The organism is Actinomadura syzygii (assembly GCF_008085905.1).
GTDB lineage: Bacteria > Actinomycetota > Actinomycetes > Streptosporangiales > Streptosporangiaceae > Spirillospora > Spirillospora syzygii.
The window spans coordinates 515,073-530,400 of record NZ_VSFF01000001.1 but is presented as its reverse complement, the minus strand read 5'-3'; the positions used below and the strand labels follow the sequence as shown (position 1 = coordinate 530,400).

Genomic DNA, 15,328 nt, shown 5'->3' with positions numbered 1-15,328 from the left:
CGCCCGGGATGTAACGGACGCGGAACGGGCAGGGAATGAGTGAGGAACGGAGGCGGAACGCCCAGCAAGGCGCAGGGAAAGACGCACGGAACAGGAGGGGGAGTGGGAGCGGGGGGTTGCGGGTAGAGCGGGTTGATATGGGCGACAGGGAGTTTGTCCAATGAACGATCGCATACCGGTCGACACGGAGCTGGCCTGGGAGGACTTCCACCGGCTCGTCAATATGACGTCCGACGAACTGCGGAACTGGCTGCTCACGGACGCCTCCGGCGAGGAGGCGTTCCCGGAGCCGGGCCCCGGGCCGGGCGTGTCCGAGATGGGCGCTCGCGTGGTGGACATCCTGCGCAAACGCAAGGTCGACCTGACCGACAGCGACACAGACGTGATGCGCCGCGTCGTCGACTATGTGGAGGACAGGCTGGACGACCCGCCCCGCGAGGGGCTGCGGGACGATGCCTGGAGGCACGCGCTGATGACGGTGGGCCACGACCCGCTGCGTCCTGAGCCGTCCAGCGCGTAGCGACATGACGGTCATGCCCGACCCGCGGCCGAGCGGGTGATCGAGCTCTCCCCTGGACAGGGGATCGAGCAGGTCGGTGAGCTGCTCCTCGCGATGGTCCTGTCCGCGGCCATCGGCTTGGAACGGGGACTGCGCAACAAGAGCGCCGGGCTCCGCACGCATACCCTCGTCGGTGTCGGCGCGGCGCTGTTCATGCTGGTCAGCAAGTACGGGTTCGAGGGCGCACCGGGTCCGGTGTCGTTCGACCCGTCCCGGGTGGCGGCGCAGATCGTGTCCGGGATCGGGTTCATCGGCGGCGGGCTGATCTTCGTCCGGCGGGACGCGGTGCGCGGCCTGACCACGGCGGCGGTCGTGTGGGTGACGGCGGCGGTCGGGATGGCGGCGGGCGGCGGGCTCCCCGTCCTCGCGGTGACGGTCACGGGCCTGCATTTCCTCGTCGTGTACGGGCTGAGCGCGGCGACCCGGAGGCTGCCGCTCGACCGGTTCCGTCCGGTCGGACGGGCGCGGATACGGCTCGTCTACCGGGACGGCAAGGGTGCCCTGCGCCGGGCCCTCATGGAGTGCACGCAGCGGGAGTTCGTCGTGATCGAGCTGAACGTGGAGCGCGAATACCTGCCGGACGACTCCGACCGAGGCCGAGACGAGCGCCGGGACAGACGCGAGGAGGACCGGCGACGTCCCGGCACCGCGGTGGTGACCCTCGTCGTGGAGGGCACCGGATCCGTCCCGGAACTGACCGCGAGCCTCGGTGAACTGCCGGACATCCTCGGCGTCACGATCGGCTCCGACCAGGACGACGACAACGAGTGAAGCCGACAGTGCCCAGTCATTGAGTGCCTCAGCCAACGAACGACCGGACGAAGAACGATCCGGCCGAACGAGTGAAACGACCAACCAACGCCCAGACGACGAGTGGCCTGACAACAACCAGCCCCTCACCTAAGCGCTCCGGACGGCGAGCCCCTTGGACGACGAGGGCCCGCCGTCCCGGCGGGCCCTGTGCGAGGTGAGGTTCTGGTGTGCTGCGTGAAGGCTTGGCCTAGGACTCCTTCTGGTGGGTGCGCATGAAGTCGGCGAGGCGCAGGACATCGGCGTCGTCCAGGACGATCCCGAAGTCCTTCGCCAAGACTTCGGGCAGGTCGTCGACGCTGTGTGAATACTGCTTCACGGAGCCGTCCGGGTAGGTGACCGACTCGTTCGTCCCGTCCAAGACGTAGAGGGCGTCGCGCGTGAACTTCTGCACGAACGGACGGGTCGTGAACGGCGAGTTCGGGCTCGTCGAGATGAAGTAGTTGTACAGCTCGAAGTCGACCCGGAAGGTCTCGTTCATCGCGAACGTGTGGCGCTGAACCCAGCCGTCCGGGCCGCGCTGGTGTAGTTCCCAGCCGACGGTGTTCGGACTCCATGCGTTGACCGTCCGGCCCTGCTGGAGACGGAAACCCCAGCCGTCCTGGTCGACCTCCTCGCCGTCGCGGAACCGCAGCGGCTCCAGCGGCCCGGAGCCGAAGCCGACGTCACAGAGCCAGGCGGGCTCGTCCAGCGGCTGCCCCGGCGGCCGGACGTGCAGCAGCGCGTGCGTCGACGGCAGGATCTTGCGCGCCCCGAGCGTGACCCGTCCGGCGAGCGCGATCACCTCATAGCCGAGCCGCTCCAGCACGGCCGCGAACAGCCGGGTGTGCTCGAAGCAGTAGCCGCCGCGCGGCCGCCCGACAAGCTTCGCCTGGATGGCGTCGAGCGCCAGGTCCACCGGCCGTCCGAGCATGATCTCCAGGTTCTCGAACGGGATAGACGTGGTGTGCGCACGATGCAGGGCGCACAACGTCGCGACGGTCGGGGCGACGTCCCCGTCATGGCCGACCCGCTCCAGGTAAGCAGGCAGATCGACGAGGTCGCCCTGCCATCCGTAACCGAGATCCTCGCTCATACCCGTCCCCTCGCCCTCATGCCAGTCCTGTCCCACATGCCCGCCCACCCGCCGCCCTCCGTGCCCCGGCATTGCGCGCCGTGCCCCTGCATCGCGCGCTGGTCCCGTGCATTGTGCGCCGTGCTCGTGCGCCGCGCGTGTACGCCATGCATCGCCCGCTGTGCCCGCGCCGCACTCGTGCGCTGCGCGCCGTGACCGTGCATCGCACGCTGCTCGTGCGCCCATTGCACGCTGCTCGTGCGCCGCACGTCGTACGGCATGCACTGCGCGTCGCACGGCGTGCATTGCATGCGGGCCATGCATGGCGTGCGCCGTGTGGTCATGTTTGCGACAACGTTTGACTTGCCCTGGATCGTCCCAGATCAGGATGCGGGAAGGCGGAGGACGAAGCGGGCCCCGCGTGGGCTGTCGAGGATTTGTAGCGTGCCGCCGTAGGTCTCGGCGATCTCGCGGGCGATGGGCAGGCCGAGTCCGGTGCCCTGCGGGTCACGGTCCCGTGACTCGGGGAGGCGGGCGAACCGCTCGAACACGCGCTCCCGCGACTCGTCGGGAATGCCGTCGCCGTCGTCGAGCACTTCAAGAACGGCATCCGCGCCGTCCCGCGCGACGGTCACGTCGACGCGCCCGACCGCGTGCCGTTCGGCGTTGCTGAGCAGGTTGCCGAGCACCCGGGCCAGCCGCACCGGACTCGCCAGGACGACGACGTCCGGCTCCAACCGAGTCGTGACCGGCACGCGCGGTGTCCGCCGCTCGACCTCCCGGCGGACGAGCCCGGCGAGGTCGACCGGTTCCACCGGTACGGGCGAGCGCGCATCGAGCCGAGATAGTTCCAGCAGGTCGGAGACGATGTCGTTGAGCCGCCCCGTGTCGCGCAGCGCCGCGCGGACGGCGGGTTTCCAGTCGTGGTCGGCGGGCTCGTCCAGCAGGAACTCCAGCCGCGTCTGCAATCCGGCGATGGGGTTGCGCAGGTCGTGCGAGGCGTCCGAGACGAACCGGCGCTCCCGGTCCGTGGCCTCCTGCAACCGGGCGAGCGTCGAGTTGACGGTCTCGGCGAGCGACCGGACCGGGCCGCCGGACTCCGGGACGGGCACCCGGTGGTCGAGGCCCCGCGCGCTGAAATCGGCCATTCCCGCGCGGATCCCGTCGACCGGGACGAACACCCGCCCGATCGTGTGCCACGTCCACCATGTGATCAGGACGAGCAGCCCCGCCATGACCAGCGCGATCGCGGTCGGCAGCACCCATACGCTCAGCGTGTCGGGCAGTGGCGCCGCGGCGATGACCAGTACGCCATCACCCCACGGCGACGTCCGCAGCCGGATGCCGAAGGCCCACACGCACCCGTCGAGGAACGCGGGACAGTCGCGGCGGTTGACGAGCATTCTGCCGCTCCGCGCGTCCGCGGCGGCGAGCGCCGGACGCCCGCGCAGCGCCTCGCTCGACGCGCGGACCCGCCCGTCCGGCCCGACGACCTGGATCATCCGCGTCTCGTCCGGCTGGGGGACGAGGGCGCTCGCGCTCTGACCTCGGGCGATGTCCGTCACGACCCGTTCGACGGTCTCCTCGGACTCCCGCAGGACCCGGTTCAGCACGTAGTCCCGCCCGAGCAGCATCAGCAGGACGAACACCAGCGCGAGGATCAGCGCCGACACCGCGGCGGTGATGACCGTCGCGCGTCCGCGCGCCGAGTGGAGCAGGCGCGCCCGCCACCCGCGGTCGCCTTCCCGCCCCGCCGTCCGCACAGCCGACTCCCCGGATCCGAAACGATTGAATACTCAGCGTGACTATCCGTCACTCAGGGTAGGTTATGGTCGCGTGTCCGCGTGCGGAACGTGCGGTGCGATCAGGCGGAACGGTCGATTGGAACGTGAACGGAACGCGGGCCTCCGGCCGTACTGCGAGGGTGACGGGCGACTTTCCGGACGCGAAGGGAGCCGTCGCGGTGGGTGCCGAGGACGTGGTGCGGATGGCCGGCCGGGTGGCCGAGGCCGCCCGGGCGGGCGAAGCGGCCCGGGCGGTTGAGGCGGTCCGGGTGGGCGAGGCGGGCCGGGCTCCCCGGCACGCCCGGCGTCGGGGAGGCGGTGCGGTGGGCGAGTCGCGGGACCCCACGGTGATCGGCGAGGTCACCCTGCCCGGGACGCGACGGGCGGTCGGCCACGCGCGGAACTTCGTCCGGGACCTGGTCCTGGGCAAGAACGTCGGCAGCCAAGACAGCGTCGACCAGGCCGACGTCGCCCAAGACGCTGCCGACCAACGCGAGGTCGACCCCGGCGACGTTGACGAGACCGTGCTGGACGAGACCGTGCTGGACGACATCGTCATGGTGGTCAGCGAGACGGTCGCGAACGCGATCACGCATACGGCGTCCGGGTTGGACGGAGGCAGGGTGACGGTCGTGCTCGCCGCCGGAGACGGCCGGTACCGGCTGGAGGTCGGCGACGACGGCGCGGCCGACGGAAAACCGCACGTGAAGGAAGAGATCGGCGCCGAAACGGGCCGCGGCATGCGAATCGTGGACGCACTCGCGTCCCGCTGGGGCGTCCGAACCGAGGGCCCACGAAACGTCGTATGGGCAGAGTTCCCGGCCCCGCCCACGAAGCCCCCGCCCGCCCTCCCCACCCCAGACTGAAACCCACTCAGCCACCACGCTGCACGTCGCGTTAGGACGCGCGCTGGACGTGGTACTGAACGCTGCGCCGAACGTCACGGTGGACGCCGCAACCCGCGGTGGACCTGGCGGTGGACCTGGCGGTGGACGCCGGGACAGGTGCGCACGGTGACGAACGGGGCGGTGAGGGCAATGGCGTGATGTGTGGGGTGCCCGGCATTGACGCCATCTTTGGTGAAGAGCCAGCCTGGGAGGCATGCGCGTCGCGTTCGTGATCTATGACGGGTTCCAGGTGCTGGACCTGGCCGGGCCGCACGAGGTGTTCAACGCCGCCGGACGGTACGAATGCCTGGTCGCCGCGCCGGAGGCGGGGCCGGTGCGGTCGTCCGGAGGGCTGCCCGTGCACGCCGGTCACGCCCTCCGCGACCTCGACCCGGCCCTCGACCTCGGTGATATTGACACGCTGGTCGTCGCGGGCGGCCCCGGCGTGGACGCGGCACGCGCGGACCCAGCGCTCGTCGGCTGGCTCACAGCGGCGGCCGGACGAGCGCGGCGAGTCGCCTCAGTGTGCAGCGGCGCGCTGCTGCTAGCCGAGACCGGGCTGCTGGACGGCCGCCGCGTCACCACCCACTGGGCACGCGAACGTCAGCTCAGGCGCGAGTACCCGGCGCTGGACGTCGACTGCGACCCGATCTTCGTCCGGGACGGGCGGTTCTGGACGTCCGCCGGAGTCACAGCCGGGATGGACCTGGCGCTCGCCCTCGTCGAGGACGACCACGGCCGCGACGCGGCGCACGCCGTGGCCCGCGAGCTGGTGCTGTTCCTGCGCAGGCCAGGCAGCCAGTCGCAGTTCAGCGTCCCGCTGTGGTCGGCGCAGCCCGCGACGGACCCGGTGCGGGCGGCGGTGTCGTCCGTGCAGGCCGATCCGGGGGCTCGGCACACCATCGGTGACCTGGCCGGACGGTCCGGGCTGAGCGCGCGGCACCTGCAGCGCCGGTTCACGGCGGAGATGGGCGTCCCGCCCGCGGCCTACGTCGAGCGGGTGCGGGTCGAGGCGGCGCGCCGGGCCCTCGCGGAGGGCGACGAACCGGTCGAGACACTGGCCCGACGGCTCGGCTTCGGTACGGCCGAGACGTTGCGCCGGGCGTTCCACCGGCATGTGGGAGTCGCGCCGTCTGACTTCCGGGCACGCTTCCGAGGCACCCACCTCCCCACCGACCGCCTCCCAGAGGACTCTCCCCTCGAAGGCCCTCTCGCCCAGGACCGTCTTCCCAGCGACCGTCCCGCGGGGGACCGCCATCTCCGCGACCGTCTCGCTGGGGACAGCCTCGCCGACATCTCCGGATGAAGGCAGCATTCCGCCATATCAGGTGATGATCTTCGCTTATCGGCATAATCACCCGGATGGCGATGTCGCTTCCGGTGCGGTTCCGCAGTGACGGGGTGCGGGTGGCCGTGGAGACCGATCCGCTGCACGCCCCGCTGCGCGACTTCCTTATCAACGACCTGGGCGAAGACGTCGCCGCGATCGTCCGCGCCCAGGGACGGCTGCGCGGCGCCCCCGCCGAGCCCTGGCAGGAGCACTACCGCTACCACCGCCTCGACTTCGACGGGACGATCGTCCACGTGCGGGACATCGGCGGGTGGGCGTCCTGCGACCTCGACCCGACCATCCTGCGCCAATGCCTGGACGAGTACCTCCAGGAGGTCGGCACCCTGCAAAACCGCCGCAGCCTCGAACGCGCCGTCACCGAGCCGCCGCCAAACAACCCTTCCCTGACCAGGCCGACCCCCAACGAGCCGCCGACGCAGGGACCGCCACCGAACAGGACACCCCTGGACGGTGCCGCGACACACCGGCCGCCGCCCCACGAGCCGCCCCTGAACAGGTCGACGTTGGATGAATCATCGCTCCATGGGGCGGCGGTGAACGAGTCCGCGCTGAACAGGGCATCGCTGAACGAGCCAATCGGTGGGGCGGCATACAGCGGGACTGTGTCCGGTGGAGCTGTGTTCGGTGGGACGGCGCCTGGTGAGTCTGTTGCGGCGACGTTGGCGCTTGGGTCAGTGTCGTGGCGGACGCAAGGGTGGGGTCTCGTCCGGACGCAGCGTTCCGTCCTGGAGGACCTGGCGGGCCTTACCCCGCACCCGGACGCATGCCTTCCCCACGGCGTCCTTGAGACCGGGACCGGCCCCTGTTGGGCGGACCTCGCCGTCCTCGACGAAACCGGGAAGCGCCTACGCAGCGGCACCAAGACATTCATGCCGCGTGGCATTGACCCTGAGCGCCTCATGGCCGAGCTAGGGACAGCCCTCCCGCGAGCCCGTTTCGTGAGTGGCATCCCAGGAGCGTGGTCCGGGGTCGTGGCAGGCGTTCCGGTACACGGCTACGTCGATCCAGAGTCAGTGCTGCGCCTCCCCTGCGAACCGATCGAGGTTGGAGGCGTGCTCAAGCACGTGCGGGTGTTCTTCCCGGAGCTGGCCGACTCCGGCGTCGACCTGGTGTCGGCGGCGTCCAGCGCGAGCGTGTTCCCGTCAACCGTGAACGGCCCGCGCCATGTCCTCGCCGCGTTCCTGCTCCACGACGTGCAGTGCCATCGCCACCACCTGGAGGTCGTCCGGGGTGCGCGTCCGGGGTGGGAGTACACCGGAAACGCCTGCCACCTGCGGGTGGACGCGCAGGCCGTCCGGCTGGAGCATCTGTGGCTTCCCGGACACGCGTGCGAGGTGCCGATCAGGGAGTTCGGCGGTGCACTCTACGAATACGAACGGCTACTGGCCGCCTGACGCGAGCGACTCCTCGGCCTCCGCCCGCGCCGCCTCGTACTCCTTCAGCACCTTCTTACGGGCACGGGCGGAGAGACGGTCGATGTAGAGCCTGCCCTCCAGGTGGTCGGTCTCGTGCTGGAGGCAGCGGGCGAGCAGGCCCGTCCCCTCGACCCTGACCGGTTTTCCGCCGACGTCGAAGCCCTGCACGGCCGCGTGGTCCGGACGTGCCAGCCGCGCGTGCGGACCGGGCACGGACAGGCAGCCCTCGTCGCCGTCGTCCAGCCGCCTGTCCTCCAGCGCGGGCAGTTCCAGGACGGGGTTGACGACGGCGCCCCGGTGCCGCGTGCCGTCCGCGTCCGGGCAGTCAAAGACGAAGACGCGCAGGTCGACGCTGATCTGGTTGGCGGCGAGGCCGACGCCGTCCGCCTCGTACATGCTGGCGAACATGTCGTCGACCAGCTCCGCCAGCGCGGCGTCGAAGTCCTCGACATGCCGGCACGGCGCGTGCAGGACCGGAGTCCCCACGAGCGTGATCGGTCGCACCTGTCCCGCCATCGGCCGCGTCCCTCCCGACAAGCGCTCCGCCCACGTGGCGACCGCCCCCACAAGCGTAACGACCACATATTGCCCCGGTACCACGTCACTGCTCCGCCACCGAGGCTCAGCCTCGCCAACCGCCGCCTGGGCTTCGTCGCGGGGGAGTTCCGTCGTCACGCCGCCGATGCCGCGCCGATGCTGGCGCCGGTGTCGGGTCGGGTGTCGCGCTGGGGCCGCACAGCGGGGGCTGGGCGAACGCGGAGCGTGGTCCGTTCGTCGCATACTGTGGCCCGCTCATCGACGCGCAGGGGTAAAGCCACCGCCACGGTGGGTCCAGGTCGCTACTTTCTACACATCCGCCGGGCGGGCCGGGACGAGCCGCTTCGGGGGGAGCGGCCGGTCCTGTGTGCGCGTCCCGGCTCGGCTCGGCGGAACGGGGAGAGAGGGGTCACTTCGGGGGAAGTGGCCCCTCCGTCCGTTAACGGCAAGCTCTCCGTTCACAGCCCTTCCCGCACCCGGACGACCCCGAAATTCCCACCCGGCGACTCCCGCCCCTTCAGCTCCTTCCGCCGCACTGGAATCTTTCGCAAAGAAATGTCCTGGCCCGTTCCAACGAAAATGCGCACCGGCCCAAGGGCAAGAAGATTCCCGCACCTCTCCACGACATTCCAGGGCGTACCTCGCGAGGTATCGGTGAACGCATCCACGAACCCGCCGACCGGAAAAATCGGCGCGGCGGAGTTCGACTTCCTCGCCCCGCTGCGGAATGGTCTCCCCCATGGATTCACGCATTAGAAGCGCCGGACCCACCGGATGGCTCCTGGCCTTTCTCGGCGCGCGCGAACGGGCGCTGCGCCCCCACACCGGACTCGCCGCCGGCCCCGCGGAGTGGCTGCTCGTCTTCCTGGAGGTCGAGCGGGCCGGGCTCGCGTCCCGGCCGCGTCCCGCCGCGGTGCCGCCGAACCGCGAGAACGCCGACGGCCAGCGGTGGGAGTCCCCGTTCGGCCGACTGACCGCCCGCAGCGCGTAAAGGAAGGTCCATGACCGTCGAGATGATCCTCGCCGCCGTGATCGGCGGCGCGATCGGCCTCGCCGAACTGGTCGCGCGATACCGCGACAAGCCGTTCGCCGCGCTGCTGTCCCCGGGCGGGCTGCTGTTCGTCTTCATCAACGCGAGCGCGTCGATCGTCGCGCTGATCGCGGTGACCGCGTCCGGCTGGACGTTCGGGCTGCCCCTGACGACCCCGCCCGCGAACCTCATGGCCGTCCGGGTGATCGTCGCCGCGATCGTGTCCGCGGCCGCCCTGCGCATGTCGTTCGGACCCGCCTCGCCTGGGACGATCGGCACCGGCCCCGTCGCGCTGCTCGGCGGCGTGCTGCGGCTCGCGGACGGCGAACTGGCCCGCAAACGCGCGCTGAGCAGGCTGTCCCGCGACGACCTCGCCGGGCTGTCGTACGTCCGCGACCACGCGGCCCTCGCCGAACTGTGCTGCCACCTCATGCGCGAGTTCGACCTGGCCGAGGCGCAGCGGCTCGGCGGACTCGCCGCCGAGCTCAGCCACCGCGACGACCTCACCGATGCCGACAAGCTGGACTGCTGGGGGCTTGAACTGACCCGGCTGGTCGGCGAGCGCGCCCTCCGACAGGCCGCCCGGCGGCTCCGGGACCGGCCCCGCGAGGAGCCGCGCGAGCCGGAACCCGCGGACAAGCCCGCCGACCCGAAGCCGGACACCGACCACACCGCAGAGATCCCGCCGCCCCGCCCACCCGTCGCCAAGACCTCCCGCCTCGCCGCGAGCTCCAACGGCCGGACGGAGCGCAGGTCGTTCAGCGATGCCTGACCACCACCCGAACACCGACCCGCGCAACAGCAGCCTGCGCAACAGCGGCCCTCGAAACACCGGTCCGAGCAGCATCGGTCCGTACAACATCGGTCCATGCAACTGCGACTCGCGAAACAGCGGTGCCTGAATCGCGGGTACCCGGAAAGCCGGTATGCGAAATGCCGGTGTGTGAAACGTTGGACGAATACCGGTGCGCCCTCCGCGGGCGCACCGGTACTTCACTTTTTCGGACGCGCGGGCACCGCCGGGACGATCTCGGGACCGTCCTCCTCCTCCAGCGCCGCCGCGACACGATGCAATGCCTCCGCGATCGAAACGAGCGCGTGCACCTGGGCGGCCGCCATTTGATTTCCCGGGGACGGATCCGCGGCCTGCGACTCAGCCGCCGCGTCGAAGGCGAGTTGGCTCCACCAATGCACGCGCCAATCCTATTCGACCGGGTTACGGCGGACGGGCCGCCGCGCCGCCGCCATCCGAGAGCGAAAAGGAAAGGATGCGACCCGTGAACTCGGAACCGCGCGCCGCGCCGTACGGCGGCCGTCCCGGCCCGGCGCCGCCACGCTGGGCCGCGAAGCCGGTAGGACGCCTTACCGCCGGCGAACTGGCCGACGCACTCGCCTTCCTGGAACGTCACAGACCGGACGACGACGTACTCAGCCGCGCAGTGGCAGGCGAGTTCGCCCGCCGCACCGCCGCCGCCGAGTTCGCCCGCCGCACGGCCGCCGACCGCCCACCACCCCCACCCCGCAACCCGTAACAATCCGTCACACCCACCGCCGCCACCACCCACCCCCACCCCCGCGCCGTGTCCCTGCGCCGTGTCCCCGCGCGTCCCCGCGCGTCCCCGCGCGTCCCCGCGCGTCCCCGCGCGTCCCCGCGCGTCCCCGCGCGTCCCCGCGCGTCCCCGCGCGTCCCCGCGCGTCCCCGCGCGTCCCCGCGCGTCCCCGCGCGTTCCCGCGTATCCCCGAATATCCTCGCGCGCCTGTCTCCGCGTCCCCCCGCGTATCCGCGCATCCTTCTGCGTTCCTCGGGTCCGTGGGGGCTTCGACCCACGGACCCGCATCTCCGCGCGTACCTGCGTGGGTCCGCGTGTGGTTACGCGCCTGCGTGTGGTCGTGGGGGCTTGCTCGGGGGGCTTCAGGGTGTGGCCTTGGTGGATAGCTCTCGGGGTGTCTTCGGCGGTGCATCTGCGGCGTGGGCCGACAGCCGTCTGTCTCCGGCGAGGGGCTGTTGGAATGCCTGGTCAGCGGGTGGCTCGGGGGTGTGTTTTCCGTGGGTGCGGCACGGGTCGTGTGTCGTCGGGGACGGTGCGGGGAGCGTAGAGGGGACCCCGGCGTCCGGCGTCCGGGCCGGTCGGGGTAGACAGGCAGCGGAGGGGGATCATGGACGTGAGGCTGCGCAGGGTGTACGAGCCCGCCTCGGACGACGACGGCAGGCGGCGGGTGCTGGTCGATCGCGTGTGGCCGCGTGGTCTGTCCAAGGAGAAGGCCCACCTGGACGAGTGGGAGAAGGACGTCGCCCCGTCCACCGATCTGCGCAAGTGGTACGGGCACCGGGTGGACAGGTTCGAGGAGTTCACCCGCCGATATGAAGGCGAACTGAACGAGCCTGAACGAGCTGCGGCCTACGACCGTCTACGAGGGCTTGCGGGACGGGGTCCCCTCACTCTCCTGACCGCGACCAGGGACGTCGAGCACAGTCAGGCGGCCGTTCTCGCGGCCCGGCTGCGCGCCGAGGGCTGACGCGGCCTTCTGGTCACCGAGTGTGACAAGGCCCTGGGCTCGCGCTTTCCGCGCGAGGTACCCCGGGGCCGTTTTCTATGGGTTCTGGATGAGCGGTTGAAACGTTCAAACGAGCTTGATGGAACGGTCCCATTCGAAACTCGGCCGTTGGACCTTCCATTTCTCCTGATCACGCCCGTCAACCGCGACGGCTTCGATCGTTTTCTATTGTTAAAAAGTGGTGATTGACCAAGTTGATCAGCCGAGTTTACGCTCCGTTTGCGCAGGGCCAAGAAGGAGGAATCGCATGCGAAAAGGGATCGCCAGCTGCGCCGCGGGCGCAATGGCCGTGGCCGCGGTGACGGCCCTGACGGCCGCGCCGGCCTCGGCCGGTTCTTACGGCTCGTACTTCGTTCCCGGGCCTAAGGGAGTCACCATCGAGATCGCGACAGTGAACGGCTCCGGCTGCCCCGCCGGTACCGCCGCCGTCGCGGTGTCGGAAGACAAAGAGGCATTCACTGTCACGTACAGCGACTACCTCGCGCAGATCGGCGGCGACGCGAAGCCGACCGATTTCCGCAAGAACTGCCAGATCAGCATGAAGGTGCACGTCCCGCAGGGATTCACCTACGCGATCTCCTCTACCGACTACCGGGGGTTCGCCAGCCTGGCCCACGGCGCCACTGCCGTGGAAAAGGCGAGCTACTACTTCCAGGGGCAGGCGCAGACCGCCACCAGAACGCACAACATTAGTGGCGAGTACGCGGACAACTGGCAGTTCACGGACACGAACGACGTGGCCCAGTTGGTGTGGAAGCCGTGCGGCGAAGAGCGCAACTTCAACATCAACACCGAACTGCGAGTGGCGAAGGGTACTTCCGCCGCCGACGACGTGAGTTTCATTTCCATGGACTCCACCGACGGCAGCATCAAGACCACGTACCACTTCGCGTGGATGACCTGCCCCCCGGCCTGGTAAAGGAGTAGAAAAAATGCGCAAGGGTCTGACCGTCTCGGCGGCCTGCGCGGCCGCCCTGGCGCTACCGGCGTCCATCGCCTCCGCAGCACACGCAGACACCACCCCTCCCCCGGACAGGATCGTCATCGACGTCCTGACCGTGAACGGCTCCGGCTGCCCCGCCGGTACCGCCGCGGTCGCGCCGGCGAGCGACAACACCGGGTTCACCGTCACCTACAGTGACTACCTCGCACAGGCGGGCGGCGGCTCCAAGCCGACCGACTTCCGCAAGAACTGCCAGCTGAACCTCCGCGTCCACGTGCCGCAGGGATTCACCTACGCGATCGCCGGGGCGGACTACCGCGGCTTCGCGAGCCTGGCGGACGGCGCCTCCGGTCTGGAGCGCGCCAGCTACTACCACCAGGGTCAGTCGCAGACCACGCCCGTGAGCCACGCGATCAAGGGCGAGTACTCCGACAACTGGCAGTTCTCCGACCGGACCGACGTCGCCGAGCTTGTCTGGAAGCCGTGCGGCGAAGACCGTAACTTCAACATCAACACCGAGCTCCGCGTTTACGCGGGCGGATCGTCGGAGACCAGCTTCCTGGCCTTCGACTCCACAGACGGAAGCGTCAAGACCACGTATCACTTCGCGTGGAAGCAATGCCCTGCCGCCTGACCTTCCGTCTTTCGCCGGGCCGCGCCCTCACCCAGGGAGGACGCGGCCCGGCGTTCCATGTTTCGCCCAGGTCATGGCGTGCCTGTCAAAGCCGGTGAGGACAGGTTTTACAGTGGAGGGGTTGTCTGAGGAAGGACCTTCACCATGCCCCTGGCCCCCCGTCTGCCGGCCCCGCCCGAGATCCTGGCCGTCCTGGAGGAGACCTACGAGCGGGTCCTGCGACGCGATCCCGGTGAGGGGGAGTTCCACCAGGCCGTCCACGAGGTGCTTGAGTCCCTCGGCCCGGTCCTGGCCGCGCGGGCCGGTCTCGGTGAGGCCCGGCTGCTGGAGCGGCTGCTCGAGCCCGAGCGGCAGATCATGTTCCGCGTCCCCTGGCAGGACGACGAGGGCCGCGTCCACGTCAACCGCGGGTTCCGCGTCGAGTTCAACGGCGCGCTCGGCCCGTACAAGGGCGGGCTGCGGTTCCATCCGACCGTGAACCTCGGCATCGTGAAGTTCCTCGGCTTCGAGCAGATCTTCAAGAACGCGCTGACCGGGCTCGGCATCGGCGGCGGCAAGGGCGGCAGCGACTTCGACCCGCACGGCCGCTCCGACGAGGAGGTCATGCGGTTCTGCCAGTCGTTCATGACGGAGCTGTACCGCCACGTCGGCGAGCACACCGACGTCCCGGCGGGCGACATCGGCGTCGGCGGCCGCGAGATCGGCTACCTGTTCGGGCAGTACCGCCGGGTCACGAACCGGTGGGAGGCGGGCGTCCTCACCGGCAAGGGCATGCTGTGGGGCGGCTCCGCGGGCCGGACCGAGGCCACCGGCTATGGGAACGTTCTCTTCACCGCCGAGATGCTCCGGCACCGCGGTGAGGACCTCGACGGCCAGCAGATCGTCGTTTCCGGGTCCGGCAACGTCGCGATCTACACGATCGAGAAGGCGCAGCAGCTCGGCGCGAACGTGATCACCGTGTCCGACTCCGGCGGCTACGTGGTGGACGACAAGGGCATCGATCTCGACCTGCTCAAGCACGTCAAGGAGGTCGACCGGGGCCGCGTCTCCGACTACGCCGACCTGCGCGGATCGTCGGCCCGCTACATCGCGGGCGGCCGGGTCTGGGACGTCCCCGCCGACATCGCGCTGCCGTCCGCGACGCAGAACGAGCTGGACGCCGACGCCGCCGCGCTCCTCGTCCGCAACGGCGTGAAGGCCGTCTCGGAGGGCGCGAACATGCCCACCACGCCCGAGGCCGTCCACATCTTCCAGGAGGCGGACGTCGCCTTCGGCCCCGGCAAGGCCGCGAACGCGGGCGGCGTCGCGGTGAGCGCCCTGGAGATGCGCCAGAACGCGGCCCGCGCCGCCTGGTCGTTCGCCCAGGTCGAGGACGAGCTGGCCGGGATCATGAGCGACATCCACGCGACCTGCTACGAAACGGCCGAACGCTACGGCGCCCCCGGCGACTACGTGGTCGGCGCCAACATCGCGGGCTTCGAACGAGTAGCCGCCGCAATGCTCGCCCAGGGCCTCATCTGACTGGATCTCTGCTGGGCAAGATGCCTGCTGAGCAGGGTGTCTGCTGGGCAGGGCGCGTCTGCTCAGGCCGTTCCCGAGCAGGTTTGTTTCCCGGGCAGGACGTCTCCCGCTCAAGGGCGTGGTCTGGTGCGGGGTTCATCTCAACAGGCGTGTTTGATCGGGCGTGGTTGGGCAGCGCCGTGCCTTGCTCTGGGCACCGCCGTGCCCTGCTCTGGGCACGGTGCTGGGCGGGCACGCCTCAGCATGG

At 70.2% G+C, this 15,328-nt stretch carries 16 protein-coding genes; 12 read left to right on the top strand and 4 right to left on the bottom strand.

The annotated features are described in order from the left end of the window. Window positions 1-160: 160 nt before the first annotated feature. Both FXF65_RS02650 and FXF65_RS02645 read left to right on the top strand, forming a co-directional pair. A complete protein-coding gene (locus FXF65_RS02650) occupies window positions 161-520 on the top strand; it encodes a DUF3140 domain-containing protein (protein WP_148348042.1) in 360 nt (119 codons plus the stop codon). Window positions 521-556: 36 nt separating this feature from the next. Continuing rightward, window positions 557-1,330 (top strand): MgtC/SapB family protein, encoded by a 774-nt coding sequence (locus FXF65_RS02645; protein ID WP_246198306.1) that lies wholly within the window; start codon window positions 557-559, stop codon window positions 1,328-1,330. Window positions 1,331-1,559: 229 nt separating this feature from the next. Here the strand turns inward: FXF65_RS02645 and FXF65_RS02640 are convergent, their stop codons facing one another. Together FXF65_RS02640 and FXF65_RS02635 are read right to left on the bottom strand one after the other, a co-directional pair. After that, window positions 1,560-2,444: an arylamine N-acetyltransferase family protein gene (locus tag FXF65_RS02640; RefSeq protein WP_148348041.1), complete on the bottom strand. Its 885-nt coding sequence runs from the start codon at window positions 2,442-2,444 to the stop codon at window positions 1,560-1,562. Window positions 2,445-2,806: 362 nt separating this feature from the next. Further along, window positions 2,807-4,186: a sensor histidine kinase gene (locus FXF65_RS02635; RefSeq protein ID WP_246198305.1), complete on the bottom strand. Its 1,380-nt coding sequence runs from the start codon at window positions 4,184-4,186 to the stop codon at window positions 2,807-2,809. A gap of 200 nt (window positions 4,187-4,386) precedes the next feature. On the opposite strand from FXF65_RS02635, the gene FXF65_RS02630 reads away from it, so the two are divergent. From FXF65_RS02630 to FXF65_RS02620, 3 genes are all read left to right on the top strand, one after another. Then, window positions 4,387-5,073, top strand: coding sequence for an ATP-binding protein (locus FXF65_RS02630; RefSeq protein ID WP_222868338.1), 687 nt, complete (start codon window positions 4,387-4,389; stop codon window positions 5,071-5,073). A 226-nt stretch (window positions 5,074-5,299) separates the two neighbouring features. Continuing rightward, window positions 5,300-6,400 (top strand): GlxA family transcriptional regulator, encoded by a 1,101-nt coding sequence (locus FXF65_RS02625; RefSeq protein WP_148348039.1) that lies wholly within the window; start codon window positions 5,300-5,302, stop codon window positions 6,398-6,400. 56 nt (window positions 6,401-6,456) lie between these two features. Then, a complete protein-coding gene (locus tag FXF65_RS02620) occupies window positions 6,457-7,839 on the top strand; it encodes an SNARE domain-containing protein (RefSeq protein WP_148348038.1) in 1,383 nt (460 codons plus the stop codon). On the opposite strand, the gene def is transcribed toward FXF65_RS02620, so the two are convergent. After that, entirely contained in the window at window positions 7,825-8,376 is a 552-nt protein-coding gene (gene def / locus FXF65_RS02615) for a peptide deformylase (protein WP_148348037.1), read from the bottom strand. The two genes, FXF65_RS02620 and def, sit on opposite strands and share 15 nt — an antisense overlap. A 760-nt stretch (window positions 8,377-9,136) precedes the next feature. On the opposite strand from def, the gene FXF65_RS02610 reads away from it, so the two are divergent. Together FXF65_RS02610 and FXF65_RS02605 are read left to right on the top strand one after the other, a co-directional pair. Continuing rightward, on the top strand, window positions 9,137-9,388 hold the full coding sequence (locus FXF65_RS02610) for a hypothetical protein (protein WP_148348036.1): 252 nt from the start codon (window positions 9,137-9,139) through the stop codon (window positions 9,386-9,388). 10 nt (window positions 9,389-9,398) lie between these two features. Continuing rightward, a complete protein-coding gene (locus FXF65_RS02605) occupies window positions 9,399-10,199 on the top strand; it encodes a hypothetical protein (RefSeq protein ID WP_148348035.1) in 801 nt (266 codons plus the stop codon). Between the two features lie 221 nt (window positions 10,200-10,420). Here the strand turns inward: FXF65_RS02605 and FXF65_RS02600 are convergent, their stop codons facing one another. Further along, window positions 10,421-10,621 carry a hypothetical protein gene (locus FXF65_RS02600; protein WP_148348034.1) on the bottom strand — a complete coding sequence of 67 codons (201 nt, stop codon included), beginning with the start codon at window positions 10,619-10,621 and terminating at the stop codon, window positions 10,421-10,423. A gap of 83 nt (window positions 10,622-10,704) precedes the next feature. On the opposite strand from FXF65_RS02600, the gene FXF65_RS02595 reads away from it, so the two are divergent. The 5 genes from FXF65_RS02595 (at window position 10,705) to gdhA (ending at window position 15,081) form a co-directional block, all read left to right on the top strand. Further along, on the top strand, window positions 10,705-10,959 hold the full coding sequence (locus FXF65_RS02595) for a hypothetical protein (RefSeq protein WP_148348033.1): 255 nt from the start codon (window positions 10,705-10,707) through the stop codon (window positions 10,957-10,959). A 625-nt stretch (window positions 10,960-11,584) separates the two neighbouring features. After that, window positions 11,585-11,944: a DUF488 domain-containing protein gene (locus FXF65_RS02590; RefSeq protein WP_148348032.1), complete on the top strand. Its 360-nt coding sequence runs from the start codon at window positions 11,585-11,587 to the stop codon at window positions 11,942-11,944. A 286-nt stretch (window positions 11,945-12,230) separates the two neighbouring features. Next, window positions 12,231-12,902: a DUF4360 domain-containing protein gene (locus FXF65_RS02585; RefSeq protein WP_148348031.1), complete on the top strand. Its 672-nt coding sequence runs from the start codon at window positions 12,231-12,233 to the stop codon at window positions 12,900-12,902. A 13-nt stretch (window positions 12,903-12,915) separates the two neighbouring features. Continuing rightward, window positions 12,916-13,560, top strand: a complete 645-nt coding sequence (locus FXF65_RS02580; protein ID WP_148348030.1) for a DUF4360 domain-containing protein — start codon at window positions 12,916-12,918, stop codon at window positions 13,558-13,560. Window positions 13,561-13,704: 144 nt separating this feature from the next. Then, window positions 13,705-15,081 (top strand): NADP-specific glutamate dehydrogenase, encoded by a 1,377-nt coding sequence (gdhA, locus tag FXF65_RS02575; protein ID WP_148348029.1) that lies wholly within the window; start codon window positions 13,705-13,707, stop codon window positions 15,079-15,081. Window positions 15,082-15,328: the final 247 nt, after the last annotated feature.

Bases quoted from the DNA above. Each gene is read 5' to 3' on its own strand.
- FXF65_RS02650 (WP_148348042.1), top strand. From the start codon at position 161: ATGAACGATCGCATACCGGTCGACACGGAGCTGGCCTGGGAGGACTTC.
- FXF65_RS02640 (WP_148348041.1), bottom strand. From the start codon at position 2,444: ATGAGCGAGGATCTCGGTTACGGATGGCAGGGCGACCTCGTCGATCTG.
- FXF65_RS02620 (WP_148348038.1), top strand. From the start codon at position 6,457: ATGGCGATGTCGCTTCCGGTGCGGTTCCGCAGTGACGGGGTGCGGGTG.
- def (WP_148348037.1), bottom strand. From the start codon at position 8,376: ATGGCGGGACAGGTGCGACCGATCACGCTCGTGGGGACTCCGGTCCTG.
- FXF65_RS02610 (WP_148348036.1), top strand. From the start codon at position 9,137: ATGGATTCACGCATTAGAAGCGCCGGACCCACCGGATGGCTCCTGGCC.
- FXF65_RS02605 (WP_148348035.1), top strand. From the start codon at position 9,399: ATGACCGTCGAGATGATCCTCGCCGCCGTGATCGGCGGCGCGATCGGC.
- FXF65_RS02590 (WP_148348032.1), top strand. From the start codon at position 11,585: ATGGACGTGAGGCTGCGCAGGGTGTACGAGCCCGCCTCGGACGACGAC.
- FXF65_RS02585 (WP_148348031.1), top strand. From the start codon at position 12,231: ATGCGAAAAGGGATCGCCAGCTGCGCCGCGGGCGCAATGGCCGTGGCC.
- FXF65_RS02580 (WP_148348030.1), top strand. From the start codon at position 12,916: ATGCGCAAGGGTCTGACCGTCTCGGCGGCCTGCGCGGCCGCCCTGGCG.
- gdhA (WP_148348029.1), top strand. From the start codon at position 13,705: ATGCCCCTGGCCCCCCGTCTGCCGGCCCCGCCCGAGATCCTGGCCGTC.